Genomic DNA, 16817 nt, shown 5'->3' with positions numbered 1-16817 from the left:
CGCATATGGTGGACGGCATGACCAAACAGGCCCAGGGCGTGGATGTGGACCTTCCGGGCAAGCCCACGTCCGCCTCCCGCACCACGCTGTCGCACATCATGACGGGCAGCGACACCAACCTCCTCGGCACGGTCCACGGCGGCGTGATCATGAAGCTCGTCGACGACGCCGCCGGGGCGGTCGCCGGACGGCACTCCGAGGGCCCCGCGGTCACCGCCTCGATGGACGAGATGGCCTTCCTGGAGCCCGTCCGCGTCGGCGATCTCGTCCATGTGAAGGCCCAGGTCAACTGGACCGGACGGTCCTCCATGGAGGTCGGGGTGCGGGTCCTGGCCGAGCGCTGGAACGAATCCACCCCCGCCACCCAGGTCGGCAGCGCCTACCTGGTCTTCGCCGCGGTCGACGCCGACGGCAAGCCCCGCCCCGTGCCCCCGGTCATACCGGAGACCGAGCGCGACAAGCGGCGCTACCAGGAGGCCGAGATCCGCCGCACCCACCGGCTGGCCCGCCGCCGCGCCATCAAGGAGCTCCGCGCCCGCCGCGCCGCGGAGGGCCCCGAGGAGCCGTAAGGCGCGGACGCCCCGCCGGGGAGATCCCGACGGGGACGTTTCTGGGTGTGCTCAGGTCAGCTCGGCAGACCACTTCCCGCGGCCGAGGAAGGTACGGCCGTCCGGCGTGATGTCCACCCGGGACCCTCGCACGGGTAGCTCGCCGTTGCTCAGCCAGGAGGCGCGGACCTTGTCGAGGGCATCCCACAGTCGGCGGGGACCGCCCTGGTGCACCGTGGGCCGCTCGTTCCCGGTCGCCGTCGCACGGGCCCACGATCCGTCGGCATGCGCCATGAGCGCGACCCGCCGCTCACCGTCCTCCCGGTACTCATGCTCGATACCGGGCGTCTCGACGTCGAGCATGGACGCGAGGTCCCATGCGTTCGCCACATCGACGACGGGATACGGACCACGGCCGACGTCGTCCCCCTCCAGCTCCGCGGCCTCGGCGAGGCGAACGGCCGCACCGGGCGGGTAGTCGTCGCCGTGGCGCGCCTGCATGAACCCTGCCCGACCCCACTCGACGCGCCCGGTCGCGCCCCCGTCGTCGTCCTTCTCGGCCGTGACGAGGAGCGAGGTACCGGCGATGGTGGTCACCAGCCGACCGCCAGGGCGGAGCACCCTGAGCCAGCTTGCGGGAATTGTGCGCACGGACACGGTGGCGACGATCCGATCGAAGCTCGCGGGGTCGTACGGCAGGTCCCCGGTCGCGTCGACGGTGTCGAGCGTGGGGGCGACCCCGGCCTCGCTCAGCCGCTTGCGGGCGGCCTCGGTCAGGTAGCGGTCGACATCGACGCTCGTCACCTGCTCATCGCTTAGGCGGCGAGCGGCGAGGGCGGCGCCGTACCCGCTTCCCGTGCCTACGTCGAGCAGCCGGTCGCCATCGTCGATGCGGGCATGCTGGAACATGCCTACGACCAGACTCGGGAGGGTGGCCGAGGACGTCGGCCGGCCGTGGGGCCGGTCGGGTGCCGTGGCGTAGTCGGCATGTAACGGGCCGACGCGGGTCACGAGGGACGTGTCGCGGTACGCCGCGTCGAGCCAGCGATCCGGGTCCGAGGGACCGTCGTGCAGCTCCCAGCCGTCCGCACCGCGCTCCCACCAGCGCGGGATGAACAGGTGCCGTGGTGTGGCGGCGAGGGCCGGCGCCCATCGGGAGTGCCGGTGCGTTGCGGCGTCGGCCAGAGCGGCTGCGCGAGTTGACCAGTTCACGCGTGAACTCCAAGAGAGGGAGCAGGGGCAGGCGCGAAATGCTTCGGGAGGCAGGCGGGCGTACGGGCGGGGTCGCAATCGTTCGAATCGGCCGGGGTGCAGGCGCCGCCGCGCGGCTCGGGCACGGCGGCCATCATCTCGCCCCATCGGCCGCTGCACAGGATCTCGGCGAGACGCTGTTCGCGGACGTTTCCGGCGACCATGAAGCGGCTGAGGATGCACCCGGATACGGCTCCGTCGGGGGAGACGGAGACGCGGTGCCGGAAACAGTGCCCGCACAGCTCGGCGGCGGTCGGCGTGCTCGTGTCGTGTTGGGTCGCGCGGCCGACCTTGCGCATGCGGTCGACCTGGATTTCCTTGATGCCGAGCCGGTGCAGCTCCGCTGTGGCCTGCTCGATGCGCTGCCCCTCGATCACTTCGACGATTCCGGCGCGCAGAGGGATCCCGCGGCGGACCGCTTCGGCGATGTTGGCCCTGGTGCGGTCGAGGCTTCCGCGCGTGCGGGTGATCTCCTCGTGCTGCGCCCTGTCGTCGCTGTAGTAGGACGTGGCGAGGCAGACACCCTTGCGGCTGAAGGAGTCCCACAGCGAGGGCCGTACGTGCGTGAGGTTCGAATACACCTCGACCTCGAGGCCGGTGTCGAGGGCTTCGTCGATGAACTGTGGCAGGTGCGGCGAGAGGGTCGGCTCGCCGCCGATGAACTGCACCATGGGGATGCCCAGTTCGGCCACGTCCGCGATGACGCGCGACCAGTCCTCGCGGGTCATCGTCCCGGCGGGTGCCTGCGGGCCGCTGTCCGTGCAGCAGTGCGTACACCGGAGTTGGCAGGTGCCCGTGATCTCCAGCTCGATGGATTGGATACCGGCTAACGCGTCCATACTCATCCCTTCGATGGGTGCGGTGACGGGCGGATTGGTGATCAGTACGGGAGCGGTCATGGGACAACCGGGGGCCGGTGGGGCCATGGCTCATACCGTCCGTGGTGTCGGAGAGCGCCTTGTACGCTCGACCGCGGCGGGCCGGTCCGGGGTCCACATCACTCCGGGGCGGCCCGTTCGACGTCTGGTCAGACGGGGACGGTCGACGGCGCGGTGGGATGGGGCCCGGTCATGACCCCTTCACCTCGGCCCACACGGTCTTGCCGAACGGGGCGTCGTCCACTCCCCACGAGCCGGGGCACAGCGCGTCGAGGATGATCAGGCCGCGCCCGCGGTCGCGTTGGACGGACGCGGGGCGGAGGCGCGGGCGACGGCGTACGGGGTCCCGTACCTCGACGCGCGTCCGAGTGTCATCGACGCTGAGCGTCACCCGCAGCGAGTCACCTGGTTCGGTGCCGTACCGAACCGAGTTGGTGACCAATTCGCACACGACCAGGACGACCGCCTCGACGTAGTCCTCGGATGCGCCCGGATCGTGGTAGGCGATGAACGCACGTGCGAACTCGCGGGCGGCTTTGGGGGATTCGAGGTCCTTCGCCAGTAACAGAATCGGCGGCGGACCGTCTTGCAGTGAGCTGCTGGCGGGCAGATCGGCCCGCCGTCGTTCGATCATGCATGTCCCCTCACGGGAAAGCGCCGCAGCGCGCACTGGATTCCGTAGCGCTGTGACGAAGCAGTTGCGTTACGTCACATCAGATTGCTCCCCCAGTGCTCATCAATGCAAGCTATTCCACAACATCATAGAAAATTGCATATGGCGATGCCATGGGAGCGCGATGTGGCAAGTGCGCGGGTGACAGCCGAAGTAAGGGCACGGCAGACTGTCGAGCAAGCCATTGGACCGGAGGGAGCGAACGTGAGTGCGCCTACAGTGCGCCGTCGGCGCCTCGGTGCGAAGTTGAAGGCGCTACGGGGCGAACTCACCCTCGAAGAGGTCGCGGAGAAGTCTCACGGCCGGTTCGTCTCCTCGAAGTTGTCGAGGATCGAGACGGCCAAGAGTCCGGCCAAGGCGAAGGACGTCGAGGCTTTGCTCGATCTGTACGTCGAGTTGGGCCGGGAGGTGAGCGACGAACTTCGCGCTGCGCTGCTCACGCTCACCAAAGAGGGGGCTCAGCGCGGTTGGTGGCACTCGTACCGGGGTGTCCTCACGCCTGTGTACGAGGATCTGATCAGCCTTGAGGCTGAGGCCGAATCGGTCTCGTCGTGGCAGCTGGGCGTGATTCCCGGCCTGCTCCAGACCGGCTTGTACGCCCGCGAGATCATCCGGGCGACGGCCATGTCCGAGGCGGTCGAGGCGCGCGTCGACGCGCTGGTCGAGGTCCGGCTTGCGCGTCAGGCAGTGCTCACCCGCGATGACCCTCTCGCCCTGTGGGCGATCATCGCCGAGCAATCCCTGCGTTCGACCTCGGATGTAGACGGCCTCATGCATGAGCAGCTGGGCCGACTGCTCGCCATGGGGCAGCGACCGAACGTGAACATTCAGGTGTTGCCCGCCAATGCGTCGCTGCATGTGGGGCAGTTGGGCAGCTTCACGATTCTGGGGTTCGGCCCGCATGCTGACCTCGACGTCGTCCACATGGAAGGGCTGACCTCGGCCGTGTACGTCGAGGAACGCGACAAGGTCGCCGCGCATCGGGATGCCTGGCAACGGCTGACCTCCGCCGCGCTCTCGGTTGAGTCGTCGGCGGATCTGATCGCAGAGATAAGGAAGAACACATGAGCCATGTAGACGACGCCTCCGCCCTCCCTGTGACGTGGTGGAAGTCCTCGTTCAGCGACAGCGGGGCGCAGTGCGTCGAGTGCGGCGTCGTCGATGCAGAGACGGTGGCCATTCGGGACAGCAAGCGCCCGAACGGCCCCGCGCTGCTGTTCCCCCGCGGGGCGTTGTCCGCGTTCGCCGCCGCCGCTGCCTCGGGGGAGTTCGGCAGCGCCGAGTAAGGGAGCCACGTGCCACGACGGCTCGCCCCCGGCATTCAGGGGCGGGCCGTTCGCGTGTGGGTGGGAGCGAAACGCTCGGCGTCTGCTTAACCGCGTTGAGGGAAGCGTTGTCGGGCGCTTTTGTCGCCAGCGGACTGTCAGCAGGGTGCTCCTTGGGCAGAATGTCGGTGTCGGGCGTCACGTTGCTGGGCGAGGGGGCATGCAGTGGCTGGGCGGGGTCGTGCCTCACGACTGGGGCTGATCCGGGAAAAGCGCCGTGAGGGGTTTGTCGGGCGTCACGGGGAGATAGCGGCGTTCCGGAGCAATCTGGCGGCCGAGGTGGGAAGTGGCCCTGAGCTTTTGTTCCACGTCTGTGGGCCTTCTGGGGTCGGCAAGACGACGTTGGTGCGGCAGTGGGAGGCGCTTGCACGGAAGATGGGCGCGGTCACCGCGTGGGTGGATGAGACGTGCGTCAGTGTTGCCGACGCCATGGAGTCGGTCAGCTCGCAGCTCGCGCAGCAGGGGACTGCGCTGAAGGGCTTCGACAAGCAGCTTGCGCTGTACCGGCAGCGGCGGCACGAGGCTGAATCCGCTGCTCCCGATGTCTCCGAGCCCAGCGGTGGGGGCGGCAACGGCAGCTCGGAGGTGTCCGTGCCGGTCGCTCCGTCAGGGGCGAGCATGTTCGTTTCTCAACTTGACCATCCTGCCCTGCGTACTTCCGCTCCGCGGCCGCCCCCTCGAATGTAGGGAGCGTCCTACGGGTCCTCCACCGCCTCCGGTGTCCAGTGAGCCGCCGTCCTGGGTGTGCCAACGGCCCAGGACGCCACCCTCAGGCGCAGGTGACCTCGTCGCCGGTGACGGCGGCGATGCCGGGGCGGTCCCGGCGCGGGTCCTCGGTCCGCACCGGGTGCACGTCCTTGTAGTCCGCGCCGACCGTGACCTGCATCACCCCGCCCTGCCCCGGCACCGGCTTCAGCTGCGCACCGGGCAGCGCGGCGGCCAGGGTGCGCACCGAGCGGTTCCAGACCGGGTCGTACGTGATGACCGTGCGCGCCAGGTCCTTGGTGGCCGCGTCTGCGGGGGAGCCGGTGGTGGCGAAGCCGGTGGCGTGCAGCGCCCGGTCCGCGCGCCGGGCGAGCCCGGCCGTCCCGGTGCCGTTCAGTACGTGGACCCGGACCTGCTGCGGGGCCACGTCGACCACGGTGGCCTTGGGCCGCGCGTGGTGCCTGGTCAGCGGCTGGTCATGGCGGATGGCGTCGAACAGCCGGTCGGCCTTGGGCCGGTCCCAGTGCAGTGTGGAGCCGACGCCCTTGAGCGGCTTCCCGGGCAGGATCACCGGGACCGAGGCGAACTCGGAGGACGCCGGGGTGAGGCCGCTCATGGCCCGGCCGAGCGCCATCAGGTCCTCCGCGCCGAAGCCGTGGTCGGCGCGGACCGAGCCCAGCAGGGTGGTGGCGACGGCGTTGAACCGCACCGGGTTCAGCAGGATGCCGCCCGCCGTCGTCTGGTGGAGCACCGAGGCCAGGAAGCGCTGCTGGCGCTGGATCCGGCCGAGGTCGGAGGTGCCGTCGGTGTGGCGGGAGCGCACGTACTGGAGCGCCTGGCCGCCGTTCAGCACATGGCTGCCGGACGGCAGGTCGAGGCCGGTGTGGTCGTCCTTGAGCCGCCTCGCCGTGCACACCTTCACCCCGCCGACCACGTCGACGGTCTTCATGAAGCTGGTGAAGTCGACCTCCAGATAGTGGTCGATGTGCACCCCGGTGGCGTGCTCGACCGTCCGCACGGTCAGGCTGGGCCCGCCCTCGGCGTAGGCCGCGTTGAGCCGCTGCGGATGGGCGCGGCGCGGCTTCCCGGCGCGGTCGGTGTACGCGGGGATCATGGCGTACGAGTCGCGCGGCAGGCTGACCACCGAGGCCCGGCGGCGGTCCGCCGACAGATGGACCAGGATGATCGTGTCGGTGCAGTGGCAGGGCGCCCCGCCGAGCCGGTACAGCGCCTTCTCCTGCGGGGTGATCCGGTCCCGGCCGTCGGTGCCGACCACCAGGAAGTTCACGCCGCCGCCCGCGCTCTTCGGCCGGTTGTCCAGGCCGCCGAAGGCATCCACCCGGTGGATGCCGGATTCCAGCTCCCGGACCAGCAGGTGCCCGATCGCGCTGACGGCCAGCACCAGGCACGCGACGAACAGGGCGATCCGCAGCCCCCAGCGGCGACGGCGGCGGCCGGAGCGGGACCGGGGGAGGGGCGGGCGCGTCGATCGGGCCGGTGCACTCACCGAAGGAGACCTCCGTGAACGGGCCCCGGCGGGGCGCTGGCGGGTCGGAACCGCTGTCACGGTAGGGCCATACGATGAGCGCCCCGGCGCCCCACGCCGCCGGTACCGCCCGCTGCCACCCGGGCGGCGCGTTCCGGTGCAGCCATTCGCGGTAACGTGGGCCCGCTACTGAAGTCTCCCGGGGGCCCCGCCCCCGAAACCCCGAGGTGCCATGCCCCCGCATCAGCTCCCGGCCGTCTCCGTGATCATGCCGGTGCTCAATGAGGAACGCCATCTGCGCAACGCCGTGCGGCACATCCTGGAGCAGGAGTACGACGGTGAGATGGAGGTGGTGATCGCGGTCGGCCCGTCCGCGGACCGCACCGAAGAGATCGCCGCCCAGCTGGCCGCCGAGGACCCGCGGGTGACCACCGTGCCCAACCCCACCGGCCGCACCCCGGCCGCGCTGAACGCCGCGATCAAGGCGTCCCGCCACCCCGTGGTGGTGCGGGTCGACGGGCACGGCATGCTCTCGCCCGACTACATCGCGACCGCCGTGCGGCTGCTGGAGGAGACCGGCGCGCAGAACGTCGGCGGCATCATGCACGCCGAGGGCGAGAACGACTGGGAGCGGGCCGTGGCCGCCGCCATGACCTCGAAGATCGGCGTCGGTAACGCCGCCTTCCACACCGGCGGTGAGGCGGCCCCCGCCGACACCGTCTACCTGGGCGTCTTCCGCCGCGAGGCGCTGGAGCAGCAGGGCGGCTACAACGAGGAATTCATCCGCGCCCAGGACTGGGAGCTGAACTTCCGGATCCGTGAGGCGGGCGGGCTGGTCTGGTTCTCGCCGGACCTGAAGGTCTCGTACCGGCCCCGGCCGAACGTGCGGGAGCTGGCCAAGCAGTACAAGAACTACGGGCGCTGGCGGCACGTCGTCGCCCGCTACCACCAGGGCTCGATCAACGCGCGCTACCTCGCCCCGCCGACCGCCGTGGTGGCCATCGCGGTGGGCGCCGTGGTGGGCGCGGCCGTCAGCCCGTGGGGCTTCGTGATCCCGGGAGGCTATCTGGCGGCCATCGTCGCGGGCTCGTTCCCGGCCGGGAAGGGGCTCCCGGTGGGGGCCCGGGTACGGATCCCGCTGGCGCTCGCGACCATGCACATGTCGTGGGGCTGGGGCTTTCTGACCAGCCCCCGGGCGCTCGCCAAGAAGGTCATCGCCAGCCGCCGTCCGGCGGTCGTGGCACAGGGCTAGACGTACACCACGTACCCGACGAAGGGGCCGGACCAGGTGGTCCGGCCCCTTCCGCCGTGCTCTCAGAACGTGTAGTCCGGGTTGACCGTCATGCACGCCTTCTTGTCCTCGCCGTTGAGGGCGTCGGCGCTCTCCGGCGTCTTGTCGTCCTCGGTCGTCCCGGCCTTCGGGTAGGCCGTGCCCGCGCGCCAGTCGTTGCCGACCACCACGGTCACGTCCTGCACCGACTTCGAGGACTTCACCGCGCTCTTGGGCAGCCCCAGGGCCTTGGCCACGGCGAGCGCGTCGCCCTGCTCGGCCTCGCTCGGGTAGGACACGGTGGTGTCGGCCTGCGAGATGAGCACCGTGTTCGCGGCGGCCTTGGCGTAGCCGAGCCGGACCAGTTCGTTGGTGATCACGCGGGCCCGGCCGGAGACGGGCCCGTACACCATGGAGGCGGTGCCGTTCTGCACGACGACCGGGACCTCGCCCTTGGGCGCGGTGGGCGCCGGGGTCTTGTCGGGCTTCTTCTTGTCCTTGCCGTCCAGCGCCGTGTCGTTGCGCAGCAGCGAGAAGGTCTGCTCGGCGTCACCGGGCTTGGGCTCCACGAACTGCTCGTCCGCGCTGTACTGCCAGGGCATGGTGACCATGGTGGTGCGCTCGGTCGGCACCCGCTTCAGGTCGTTGCCCAGGTTGTAGAGCTTCTTGACGTCGCCGAGGCCGTGGTCGACGGTCAGCGCGTCGGTGGCCGCCTCCGCCAGGTCCATCAGCTTGCCCGGGTCGCTGAGCTTGGTGCCCTTCTTCAGCTGGCGGATCATCGAGCTCATGTACATGTGCTGGGCCTTGGCGCGGCCGATGTCGGTGTTGTCCTCGAAGCCGTAGCGGGTCCGCAGCCACTGGAGGGCCTGGACGCCCTTCACGGAGTGGGTGCCCTTGGTCAGCCGCAGCCCCGAGCCATGGCCCTTGCTGTCGTGCGAGTAGATGTTGTCCTTCACGCACACCGGGACGCCGCCGACGGCGTCCGCCATGGAGACCACCCCGCTGAAGTCGATCATCATGAAGTGATCGATGTATATGCCGGTGAGTTCCTTCCAGGTGGCCACCGTGCAGCCCGGACCGCCGTGCTGGAGCGACTGGTTGATCGCCGCCTGGGTCTTCGGATAGACGCGTCCGTCGTCCGGGTCGGTGCACCGGGGGATGGTCACCCGGGTGTCGCGCGGGATGCTGACCACCGACATGTTGCTGCGGTCGGCCGACACGTGCACCAGCATCTGCACATCGGCCAGCGGCTTGCGGTCGGCGTCCTGCTTGGCGCCGCCGAGCTCCACGTTCTCCTTGGTGTTACGGCTGTCCGAGCCGATCAGCAGGATGTTCAGCGGCGTCTGGCCGTTGGCGTTCGGCTCGGGCTTGCCCAGCTTGCTGTCGCCGAGGTCGAGGGCTTCCTTCTTCAGGTTGCCGTTCAGGTGGTTGTAGTAGATATAGCCACCGGCTGCCGCGCCCAGGACGAGTACGGCGAGTACCAGCGCACTCCACCGCACCACGCGTAACCCCCGGCCGCCATGCCGGGCCGCCGCGCGTCGGCCGCCACGGCGGCGCCCCGCGCCATCTGACGCGGGGCCTTCCGCTCCGGGCGGGCCGTCATCCTCACCGGTGCTGCGGGGTTCGGGCACGGCTTGTCGCCGGCCCTCCCCCCGCACACTGCTCTGCCGCATCGGGCCCCTCCCCGTACTTCCGTGCTCGTCCGGACCGATGGGCGAGGGTGCTCCGACGGGCCGGGAGTGGTCACTTGGCGCAGACGTTCTTGTCGTCGGCCTCGACCTTCTGAATGTCCTTCGGCGCCTGGGCCGGAGCGGAGATGGGAGTGCCCGCGCCCTTGAAGTCCGCGCCGAGCGTCAGCGTCATCTCCGCCTTCGGGGCGGCGTCCTTCGTACCTTCCTTCATCGCGGACGCGGGCAACCCCATGCTGTCGGCCAGCCGGCGCGCCTGGTCCGCCTGGTTGGGAGCGTACTCCAGAGTGGTCTTCTCCAGATCTGCCGGAGCGTTTCCGCCATTGCTGGTGAGCGGCATCCCCTCGGTGTTCTGCATCCAGTCGAGGGTCTCCTGGGCGGCCCCCGTCTGCCCGCTGCCGTTCAGCACCGTGGCCCGGACCTCCGCCGCATCGGCCTTCGCCCCCTTGAGCCGGGCCGCCTGCTTTTCCTTGGCCGCCTTCTCCTTCTTCTTCACCTCGGTCAGCGACACATCCTGCTGGACCATGGAGAACAGCGGCTCGGCCTTGGTCTTGTCGAGCAGCACCGTCGCTCCGTCGGTGTTGTCGACGACCGGAACCGTCGTGAAGGTCATGTTCTTCAGGTCGACCTTGCCGAGCGCCTTGCCCAGCGAGACCAGCTTGTCGACGCTGCCGATGCCGGTGTCGACGGTGAGCGCCTTGGTGGCGGTGTTGGCCAGGCTCCACATCTTGCTCGGGCTGCTGAGCGTCCCGTTCCCCTTCATCTTGCGCATCATGGAACTGAGGAACTGCTGCTGGAGTTTGATCCGGTCCAGGTCGCCGCCGAAGCCGACGGTGTGCCGGGTCCGGACGAACGCCAGCGCCTGCTCGCCCTTGATGTTGTGCTTGCCCGCCTTCAGGTTCAGGTGGGACTTGGGGTCGTTGATGTCCTTGGCGAGACAGACGTCGACCCCGCCGACCGCGGTGGACATCGACTTGACGGCGTTGAAGTCCGCCATCATGAAGTGGGTGATGTCCAGACCGGTGATCTTCTCGGCCGTCTTCATGGTGCAGCCGGGGTCGCGCCCCTCCTGCCCCAGGCTGGTGTTGAAGCGCGCCTCGCGCTCGCCCGGGATGACCTTCTTCGAACCGTCGTCCTGCACGGACGTGCAGTCCGGGATGTCCGTGATCATGTCGCGCGGAATGGACAGCACCGTCGCGTTGGTCCGGTCCCCGGATACATGCATGACAAGCGTGGTGTCGGCATGGCCGACGCTCCCTGCGTCACCGTAGCCCTCGTTGCCCTTGCCGTCGCGCCGGTCGGTGCCGATGAGCACGATGTTCATCGGCCCGTCGGTGACCGCGGCGTTGTTCTCGCCGATGTCGACCTTGTTGATGTTGCCGTTGAGGTGCTGGTAGACGAAGTACGCCGCGGCAGAGCCGCCCACCAGCAGGAAGGCCAGGGTGCCACTGCCCCAGTACAGCGCCTTCTTCGTCTTCGACTTCTTCGGCTTCGGCTTACGCCTGCTCGCGGGAGTCGCCGCTTTCTCCGGCTCCCGCTTGCCCGCCGCCCGCCTGCGCCCCCGCGGCTCGGACTCGGGGGCGCGGCGGCGGCCCGTGGTTCTGGGGGCCGCGTGAGGCTCGGCGGCCGAGGCCGTCTCCCCTGCGGGGCTCAGCCGCAGCTCATAGTTGCCGGTGTTCGGGTCGAACACCCACTGATCGGCGGGGTCGATGTCACCGTCCCGCCCATGGCCTTGCGCGTCCACGGTCGCCTGTGTCCTCCGTCGGTGCCACGCGGGCGCCTCCCCCTCAAGGCGCTCGGTCCGTCTTCATATACAGTGCGCGGTCACATCTCGGAGCGCACCGGATCGCTCACACTATCCGCCCGGATCCGCGTCAAGCGACGCCGGTGACAAATTCCACTTCCCTACAACTGGGCAATCTGCCCAATCCTTTCGAGATTCTTCACGAGCCCTGGCCTTGCCTTTGCCGGCCTTTAGCCACAGACGTCGCGAGCCGCCGTGGTCCCTTGGTACGGAGTACGGTCCACACCCTTGGGGTCCCCACCGCCCGGGTCCTCACCGTTGGTGGCCGTGACGGTGCGGGTCACCGACACCGGGCGATCCAGGCGGAGTTGCTGGAACAGCCGGTCGGCATCGGGCTGGACGAGTTCATCACGGTTCTTGTTGTACGTATACGGCTGTCGCGGAATCGTAAGGAATCCGATCCTTTCCCGTGGGATGTCCCGCACCCCACGCACCAGGGCGTACAGGTCCTTGAGGGTGTCCAGACCCGGATCCGTGGTCAGTGCGGAGGTCGCCGCGCTGAGCACCGGATACAGCTTCGCCGGATTGAGCAGCACACCATTGCTCTGCACTTTCTTCACAAGGGAGCTGAGGAACTCCTGCTGCCGGGCGATGCGCTCGGTGTCGCTGCCGTTACCGATGGAGTAGCGCGCGCGGACATAGCCGAGCGCCTTCTCCCCGTGCAGGACCTGACGGCCCGAGGGCAGTTGCAGATGTGCGTCATCGTCGTCGACCGGCTCGGTCAGGCACACCTCCACGCCGCCGACCGCGTTCACCAGCTTCTTGAAGCCGCTGAAGTCCACGATGACGTGGTGGTCCACCCGGATCCCGGTGAGCTTTTCGACGGTACGGATCGTGCAGGCCGCGCCGCCGAACTCGAACGCCCAGTTGAACTGGGTGAACCGGGCCGCCAGTCGGCCGCCGCCCTTCGGCCGGTCGCAGTCCGGGACGTCCACCATCAGGTCGCGCGGGATGGAGACGGCGGTGGCGCTCTTCCCCCCGGCCTGGAGGTGCAGCAGGATCGTGGTGTCCGAGCGTTGGGTGCCGGTGTCCCGACCGTACTTGCCGTTCTCCTTGCCGCCCCGGTCGTCGGAGCCGATCACCAGGATGTTCTGCGCGTCGCGCACCACCGGCACCGGCCGCTCGGCCTCGTACTTCCGCAGCTCGTCCGCGGTCCGGGTGTCGGTGCGGATGTTGCGGTCGAGGCGCTCGTAGAACCACCACCCCGTCGCGGCGACCGACAGCACCAGCAGGGTCGCGCCCAGCGCGACCACGCGCAGCCAGCGGCGTCTTGGTCTCGGCGCCGGCTCTTGGCCGTCAGTCGTCACGTCCGCGTCCTCCCACCCCGCCTCTCGCCCGGCAGCGGACGGGAGCGGTCTCGCGTGCTGGGCCGATCATTGGGACAGACATACGAACCCCGCACATGGTTGTACGTATCCGTCGATCATCGCGCGGGGTGCACGCCGGGGCGCGCGGGCTCGGCCCGGCAGTCCGCCGGACGGGGGTCGGGCGGACTGCCGGGCCGTGGGCTTCCTCGGGGGGTGTCCGGGGCGAAGGGCCCCTACACCGTGACGCGCTCGCTCTCCCGGCGCTCCGCGAGCCCCTTCTCGTCCAACTGGTCCAGATGGCGGCACAGCACCACCGAGCCGCCCGCCGCCAGCGGCGCGTACAGCCCGTACGACAGCCCCTCCCAGCCGTCGTACGGCAGCCCCGACAGCACCCGGGAGCCCGCGGCGAGCCCGTGCGCTGCCGCGTCCGCGCGCGCCCGCTCCACCAGCTCCGCGCCGGTCAGCTCCAGCCCGCCCACGGCCAGCGCGGGCGCGTCCGGGTCCACCGGGGCGTACGGCGCGAAGCGGTCGCCCTGGCTCGGCACCTCCACGGCGTAGTCGGCGAACCCCTGCGGCGGCTGCGGGAACCGGCCGCCCAGGGGGCGCAGGGCGAGCGCCACCCGCTCCCCGGAGCACGCGCGCGCCTCCTCCAGGGTGGACGGCCCGCTCACCACCACATCGGCCGCGGCCGGATCGCCGCCGACGTCCGCGAGGACCCCGACCGACGCACAAGCCAGCAGCCACACCGCGGTCTGCCAGTGGGCGGGCAGCAGCAGCGCGACCCGGTCGCCGGGGGCCGCGGCCAGGTCGTCCTGGAGCAGATTGGCGGTCTTCGCCACCCAATTGGCGAATGTGGCCACGGAGAGTTCGACGCGCTCGCCCGTCGCGTCGTCGTAGAAGGTCACGAGGGGGCGCGCGGGATCCGCGGCGAGCGCGGATCGCAGCAGGTCGGCGGGGGTGCGATCGGTGGCGTTCATCCGCGCAAGGGTACGCGCCCGACGCGCCCCGCCGGGGGGTCGGCCGACTGTTCCAGTCGGCCGCTCACCGCGCGTCCGAATAGACACTTGTGTCACGATATGCACAGGATTTTCATCATGCGTGGATTCCTTGCATCATCGGTCGGCGTCGTGTGCACCGCCGCCCTCACCCTCCCGTCCGCCCTGGGTGCCGCACAGGCCCGGGCCGACCGCGCCCACCTCATGGGCGGAACCCAGTCGCTGCCCCTGCGCCCGCTCGGCCTCCCACTCGACCGGGGCATGGCCGCACCCGGCGGCGACCGGGGGCTCGCCGCCCGCGACGTACCCCCCTTCTCCCTCGTCGGCGCCGTCTGGAACGACGCCTCCGACGACCTCCGCGGTCGCTTCCAGGTGCGCACCCGTGCCGCCCGCACCGGGGTGTGGTCCGCCTGGCGCGACCTCCGGGCGTACCACGACGACGCGCCCGACCCCGCCCCCGGCGCCTCCGACGGCGGCGCGGGCCATCCGCGCGGCGGCACCGCCCCGCTGTGGGTCGGCGACTCCGACGGCGTCCAGGCCCGCGTCCGCGCCGCCCGGCCCACCGGCGCCGCACCGGCCGCCCTCCCCGCCGGGCTGCGCCTCGAACTCGTCAACCCCGGCGCCGCCCCCGCACCACCCCCGGCCCACCCCGACCCCATTCACCCGGGCCCGCATCCCGCTCATCCAGGCCCGCATCCCACTCACCCGGGTCCGCATTTCACTCACCCGGGCCCGCATCCCACTCACCCGGGCCCGCATCCCACCGCCATCCCGCACCCCACCGCCATCCCGCATGCCACCGGCGGCCCGCACCCCGGTGGGGATGTCACACCCCACCGCCCGGCCCGCCACCCCGACCCCGCGCCCGTCCACAACCACCCAACTCCCCACCGGCCAGGCCGGATCGAGCGCCGCCCGCCACACCGCGCCCCGGCCGCGCATCATCACCCGCGCCGGATGGGGCGCCAACGAGAAGATCCGCGAAAGCGGTTATGCCTACAGCAAGTCCGTCAAAGCCGCCTTCATCCACCACACCGTCACGGGCAACAGCTACACCTGCGCCCAAGTTCCCTCCGTTTTGCGCAGTATCTACCGCTACCACGTCCAGAGCATGGGCTGGCGCGACTACGGCTACAACTTCACCATCGACAAGTGCGGAAACATCTACGAAGGCCGCGCAGGAGGCGTCACCAAAGCCGTACTCGGGGCGCACACCCTCGGCTTCAACCAGAACAGCATGGGCGTCGCCGTCCTCGGTACGTACTCCGCCAAGAAGCCCTCCGCCAAGGCCGTCAGAGCCATCGCCAAGCTCACCGCGTGGAAACTCGGCCTCTTCAACCGGAATCCACGCGGCACCACCCATCTGGTGTCCGGCGGCGGCAACAAGTACAAAAAGGGCGTCAGGGTGAAGCTGCGCGTCATCTCCGGACACCGCGACGGCTTCGCCACCGAGTGCCCCGGACAGCGCCTGTACAGCAAGCTCAGCTCCGTACGCAGCACAGCCGCCCGGCTCCAGGGGCGCTGACGAGGCGCGGTCCGGGCTTCTGCATACACTGGCCGCCGACCACGGGGAGCCAGAGCAGGAAGCAGAGACTACGTGACCAAAGCGCCAGCAACGCCGGAAGCGATCCTCCTGGTCGGCGGCAAGGGAACGCGGCTGCGCCCGATGACGGTGCACACTCCCAAGCCGATGGTCCCGGCGGCCGGCGTCCCCTTCCTGACCCACCAACTCGCCCGCGCCCGCGCCGCCGGGGTCGAGCACATCGTGCTCGCCACCTCCTACCTGGCCGAGGTCTTCGAACCGTACTTCGGCGACGGCTCCTCCCTCGGACTGCACCTGGAGTACGTGACGGAGGAGGAGCCGCTCGGCACCGGCGGCGCCATCCGCAACGTCGCCTCCCGGCTGCGCTCGGGCCCCGACGAGCCGGTGCTCATCTTCAACGGCGACATCCTCACCGGCCTCGACATCCGCGCCCTCGTCGACACCCACTGCCGGACCGGCGCCGACGTCTCCCTCCACCTCACCCGGGTCACCGACCCCCGCGCGTACGGGCTCGTGCCCACCGACGAGCACGGCCGGGTCACCGCCTTCCTGGAGAAGCCGCAGACCCCCGAGGAGATCGTCACCGACCAGATCAACGCGGGGGCGTACGTCTTCAACCGCTCCGTGATCGACGCCATACCGGCCGACCGGCCCGTCTCCGTCGAACGCGAAACCTTCCCCGGGCTCCTCGCCGCGGGCGCCCACCTCCAGGGCATGGTCGACTCCACGTACTGGCTCGACCTCGGCACCCCGCAGGCCTTCGTCCGCGGCTCCGCCGACCTCGTCCTCGGTCGCGCCCCCTCCCCGGCCGTCCCGGGCCGCTGCGGCGACCGCCTCGTCCTGGACACCGCCACCGTCGCGGGCGACGCCAAGCTCACCGGCGGCACGGTCATCGGGCCGCAGGCCCGGGTGGGCGCGGGCGCGCGCATCGACGGCAGCACGGTGCTGGAGGGGGCCGTCGTCGAGGAGGGCGCCGAGGTCCGCGACTCGCTGATCGGCGCGGGGGCCCGGGTCGGCGCCCGTACGGTGCTGCACGGGGCCGTGGTCGGTGACGGCGCGCTGGTGGGCCCGGACAACGAACTGCGCGACGGGGCGCGGGTGTGGTGCGGGGTGGACATCCCGCCGGGCGCGGTGCGGTTCTCCTCCGACCAGTAACCGCTTGGTGCGGCTGTTCTGCTTGTGGGTGCGCGGTTGCTGGGGTGCGCGGTTGCTGGGGTGGCTGGTGCCGGGTGCGGGGCCTCCGGGGCAGGGTCCTGGACTCGTATATTTTTGGCGCCGGTGCCCGGAGACGTGGGGTGGGCCGGAAATGGGCGCCACAAATATACGGAACGTCCAGGACCCCAC

At 70.3% G+C, this 16817-nt stretch carries 14 protein-coding genes and 1 pseudogene; 7 read left to right on the top strand and 8 right to left on the bottom strand.

All coding sequences use genetic code 11. The features are described 5' to 3' along the window. The first annotated feature begins 17 nt into the window (after window positions 1–17). Window positions 18–569, top strand: coding sequence for an acyl-CoA thioesterase (locus HYQ63_RS17710; RefSeq protein ID WP_257231916.1), 552 nt, complete (start codon window positions 18–20; stop codon window positions 567–569). Window positions 570–620: 51 nt separating this feature from the next. On the opposite strand, the gene HYQ63_RS17705 is transcribed toward HYQ63_RS17710, so the two are convergent. The 3 genes from HYQ63_RS17705 to HYQ63_RS17695 all read right to left on the bottom strand — a co-directional run bounded on the left by HYQ63_RS17705 (window position 621) and on the right by HYQ63_RS17695 (window position 3311). After that, on the bottom strand, window positions 621–1760 hold the full coding sequence (locus HYQ63_RS17705; RefSeq protein ID WP_179934829.1) for a methyltransferase domain-containing protein: 1140 nt from the start codon (window positions 1758–1760) through the stop codon (window positions 621–623). Continuing rightward, a complete protein-coding gene (locus tag HYQ63_RS17700) occupies window positions 1757–2698 on the bottom strand; it encodes a radical SAM/SPASM domain-containing protein (RefSeq protein ID WP_306664829.1) in 942 nt (313 codons plus the stop codon). The genes HYQ63_RS17705 and HYQ63_RS17700 overlap by 4 nt, the downstream gene beginning before the upstream one ends. A 169-nt stretch (window positions 2699–2867) precedes the next feature. Then, on the bottom strand, window positions 2868–3311 hold the full coding sequence (locus HYQ63_RS17695; protein WP_179934828.1) for an ATP-binding protein: 444 nt from the start codon (window positions 3309–3311) through the stop codon (window positions 2868–2870). Window positions 3312–3554: 243 nt separating this feature from the next. Between HYQ63_RS17695 and HYQ63_RS17690 the strand changes: the two genes are divergently transcribed. The 3 genes from HYQ63_RS17690 to HYQ63_RS17680 all read left to right on the top strand — a co-directional run bounded on the left by HYQ63_RS17690 (window position 3555) and on the right by HYQ63_RS17680 (window position 5362). Then, window positions 3555–4418 (top strand): DUF5753 domain-containing protein, encoded by an 864-nt coding sequence (locus HYQ63_RS17690; RefSeq protein ID WP_179934827.1) that lies wholly within the window; start codon window positions 3555–3557, stop codon window positions 4416–4418. Next, the gene (locus tag HYQ63_RS17685) at window positions 4415–4636 is read left to right on the top strand and encodes a DUF397 domain-containing protein (RefSeq protein WP_179934826.1); all 222 of its coding nucleotides are present in this window, start codon (window positions 4415–4417) and stop codon (window positions 4634–4636) included. The genes HYQ63_RS17690 and HYQ63_RS17685 overlap by 4 nt, the downstream gene beginning before the upstream one ends. Before the next feature lie 204 nt (window positions 4637–4840). Further along, the gene (locus HYQ63_RS17680) at window positions 4841–5362 is read left to right on the top strand and encodes an ATP-binding protein (protein ID WP_257231915.1); all 522 of its coding nucleotides are present in this window, start codon (window positions 4841–4843) and stop codon (window positions 5360–5362) included. A gap of 82 nt (window positions 5363–5444) precedes the next feature. Here the strand turns inward: HYQ63_RS17680 and HYQ63_RS17675 are convergent, their stop codons facing one another. After that, the gene (locus tag HYQ63_RS17675; RefSeq protein WP_179934825.1) at window positions 5445–6887 is read right to left on the bottom strand and encodes an LCP family protein; all 1443 of its coding nucleotides are present in this window, start codon (window positions 6885–6887) and stop codon (window positions 5445–5447) included. Between the two features lie 211 nt (window positions 6888–7098). Between HYQ63_RS17675 and HYQ63_RS17670 the strand changes: the two genes are divergently transcribed. Beyond that, window positions 7099–8118 (top strand): glycosyltransferase family 2 protein, encoded by a 1020-nt coding sequence (locus HYQ63_RS17670; protein WP_179934824.1) that lies wholly within the window; start codon window positions 7099–7101, stop codon window positions 8116–8118. Between the two features lie 62 nt (window positions 8119–8180). Here the strand turns inward: HYQ63_RS17670 and HYQ63_RS17665 are convergent, their stop codons facing one another. The 4 genes from HYQ63_RS17665 to HYQ63_RS17650 all read right to left on the bottom strand — a co-directional run bounded on the left by HYQ63_RS17665 (window position 8181) and on the right by HYQ63_RS17650 (window position 13912). Then, window positions 8181–9809 (bottom strand): LCP family protein, encoded by a 1629-nt coding sequence (locus tag HYQ63_RS17665; RefSeq protein WP_179934823.1) that lies wholly within the window; start codon window positions 9807–9809, stop codon window positions 8181–8183. A 70-nt stretch (window positions 9810–9879) separates the two neighbouring features. Then, window positions 9880–11568, bottom strand: a complete 1689-nt coding sequence (locus HYQ63_RS17660) for an LCP family protein (protein WP_179934822.1) — start codon at window positions 11566–11568, stop codon at window positions 9880–9882. Between the two features lie 230 nt (window positions 11569–11798). Further along, a complete protein-coding gene (locus tag HYQ63_RS17655) occupies window positions 11799–12935 on the bottom strand; it encodes an LCP family protein (RefSeq protein WP_179934821.1) in 1137 nt (378 codons plus the stop codon). 233 nt (window positions 12936–13168) lie between these two features. Continuing rightward, window positions 13169–13912 (bottom strand): TIGR03089 family protein, encoded by a 744-nt coding sequence (locus tag HYQ63_RS17650; protein WP_179934820.1) that lies wholly within the window; start codon window positions 13910–13912, stop codon window positions 13169–13171. A 117-nt stretch (window positions 13913–14029) separates the two neighbouring features. Here HYQ63_RS17650 and HYQ63_RS44750 point away from each other — a divergent pair. Beyond that, window positions 14030–15455, top strand: a pseudogene (locus HYQ63_RS44750) (peptidoglycan recognition protein). 72 nt (window positions 15456–15527) lie between these two features. Next, window positions 15528–16628, top strand: coding sequence for a sugar phosphate nucleotidyltransferase (locus HYQ63_RS17635; RefSeq protein ID WP_179934817.1), 1101 nt, complete (start codon window positions 15528–15530; stop codon window positions 16626–16628). Window positions 16629–16817 lie beyond the last annotated feature (189 nt).

The sequence above is a fragment of the Streptomyces sp. Rer75 genome (assembly GCF_013414305.1).
In the GTDB taxonomy this organism is placed as follows: domain Bacteria; phylum Actinomycetota; class Actinomycetes; order Streptomycetales; family Streptomycetaceae; genus Streptomyces; species Streptomyces himastatinicus.
Note: the sequence above shows the minus strand (reverse complement) of the source record. Positions and strands in the feature narration are given on the sequence as shown.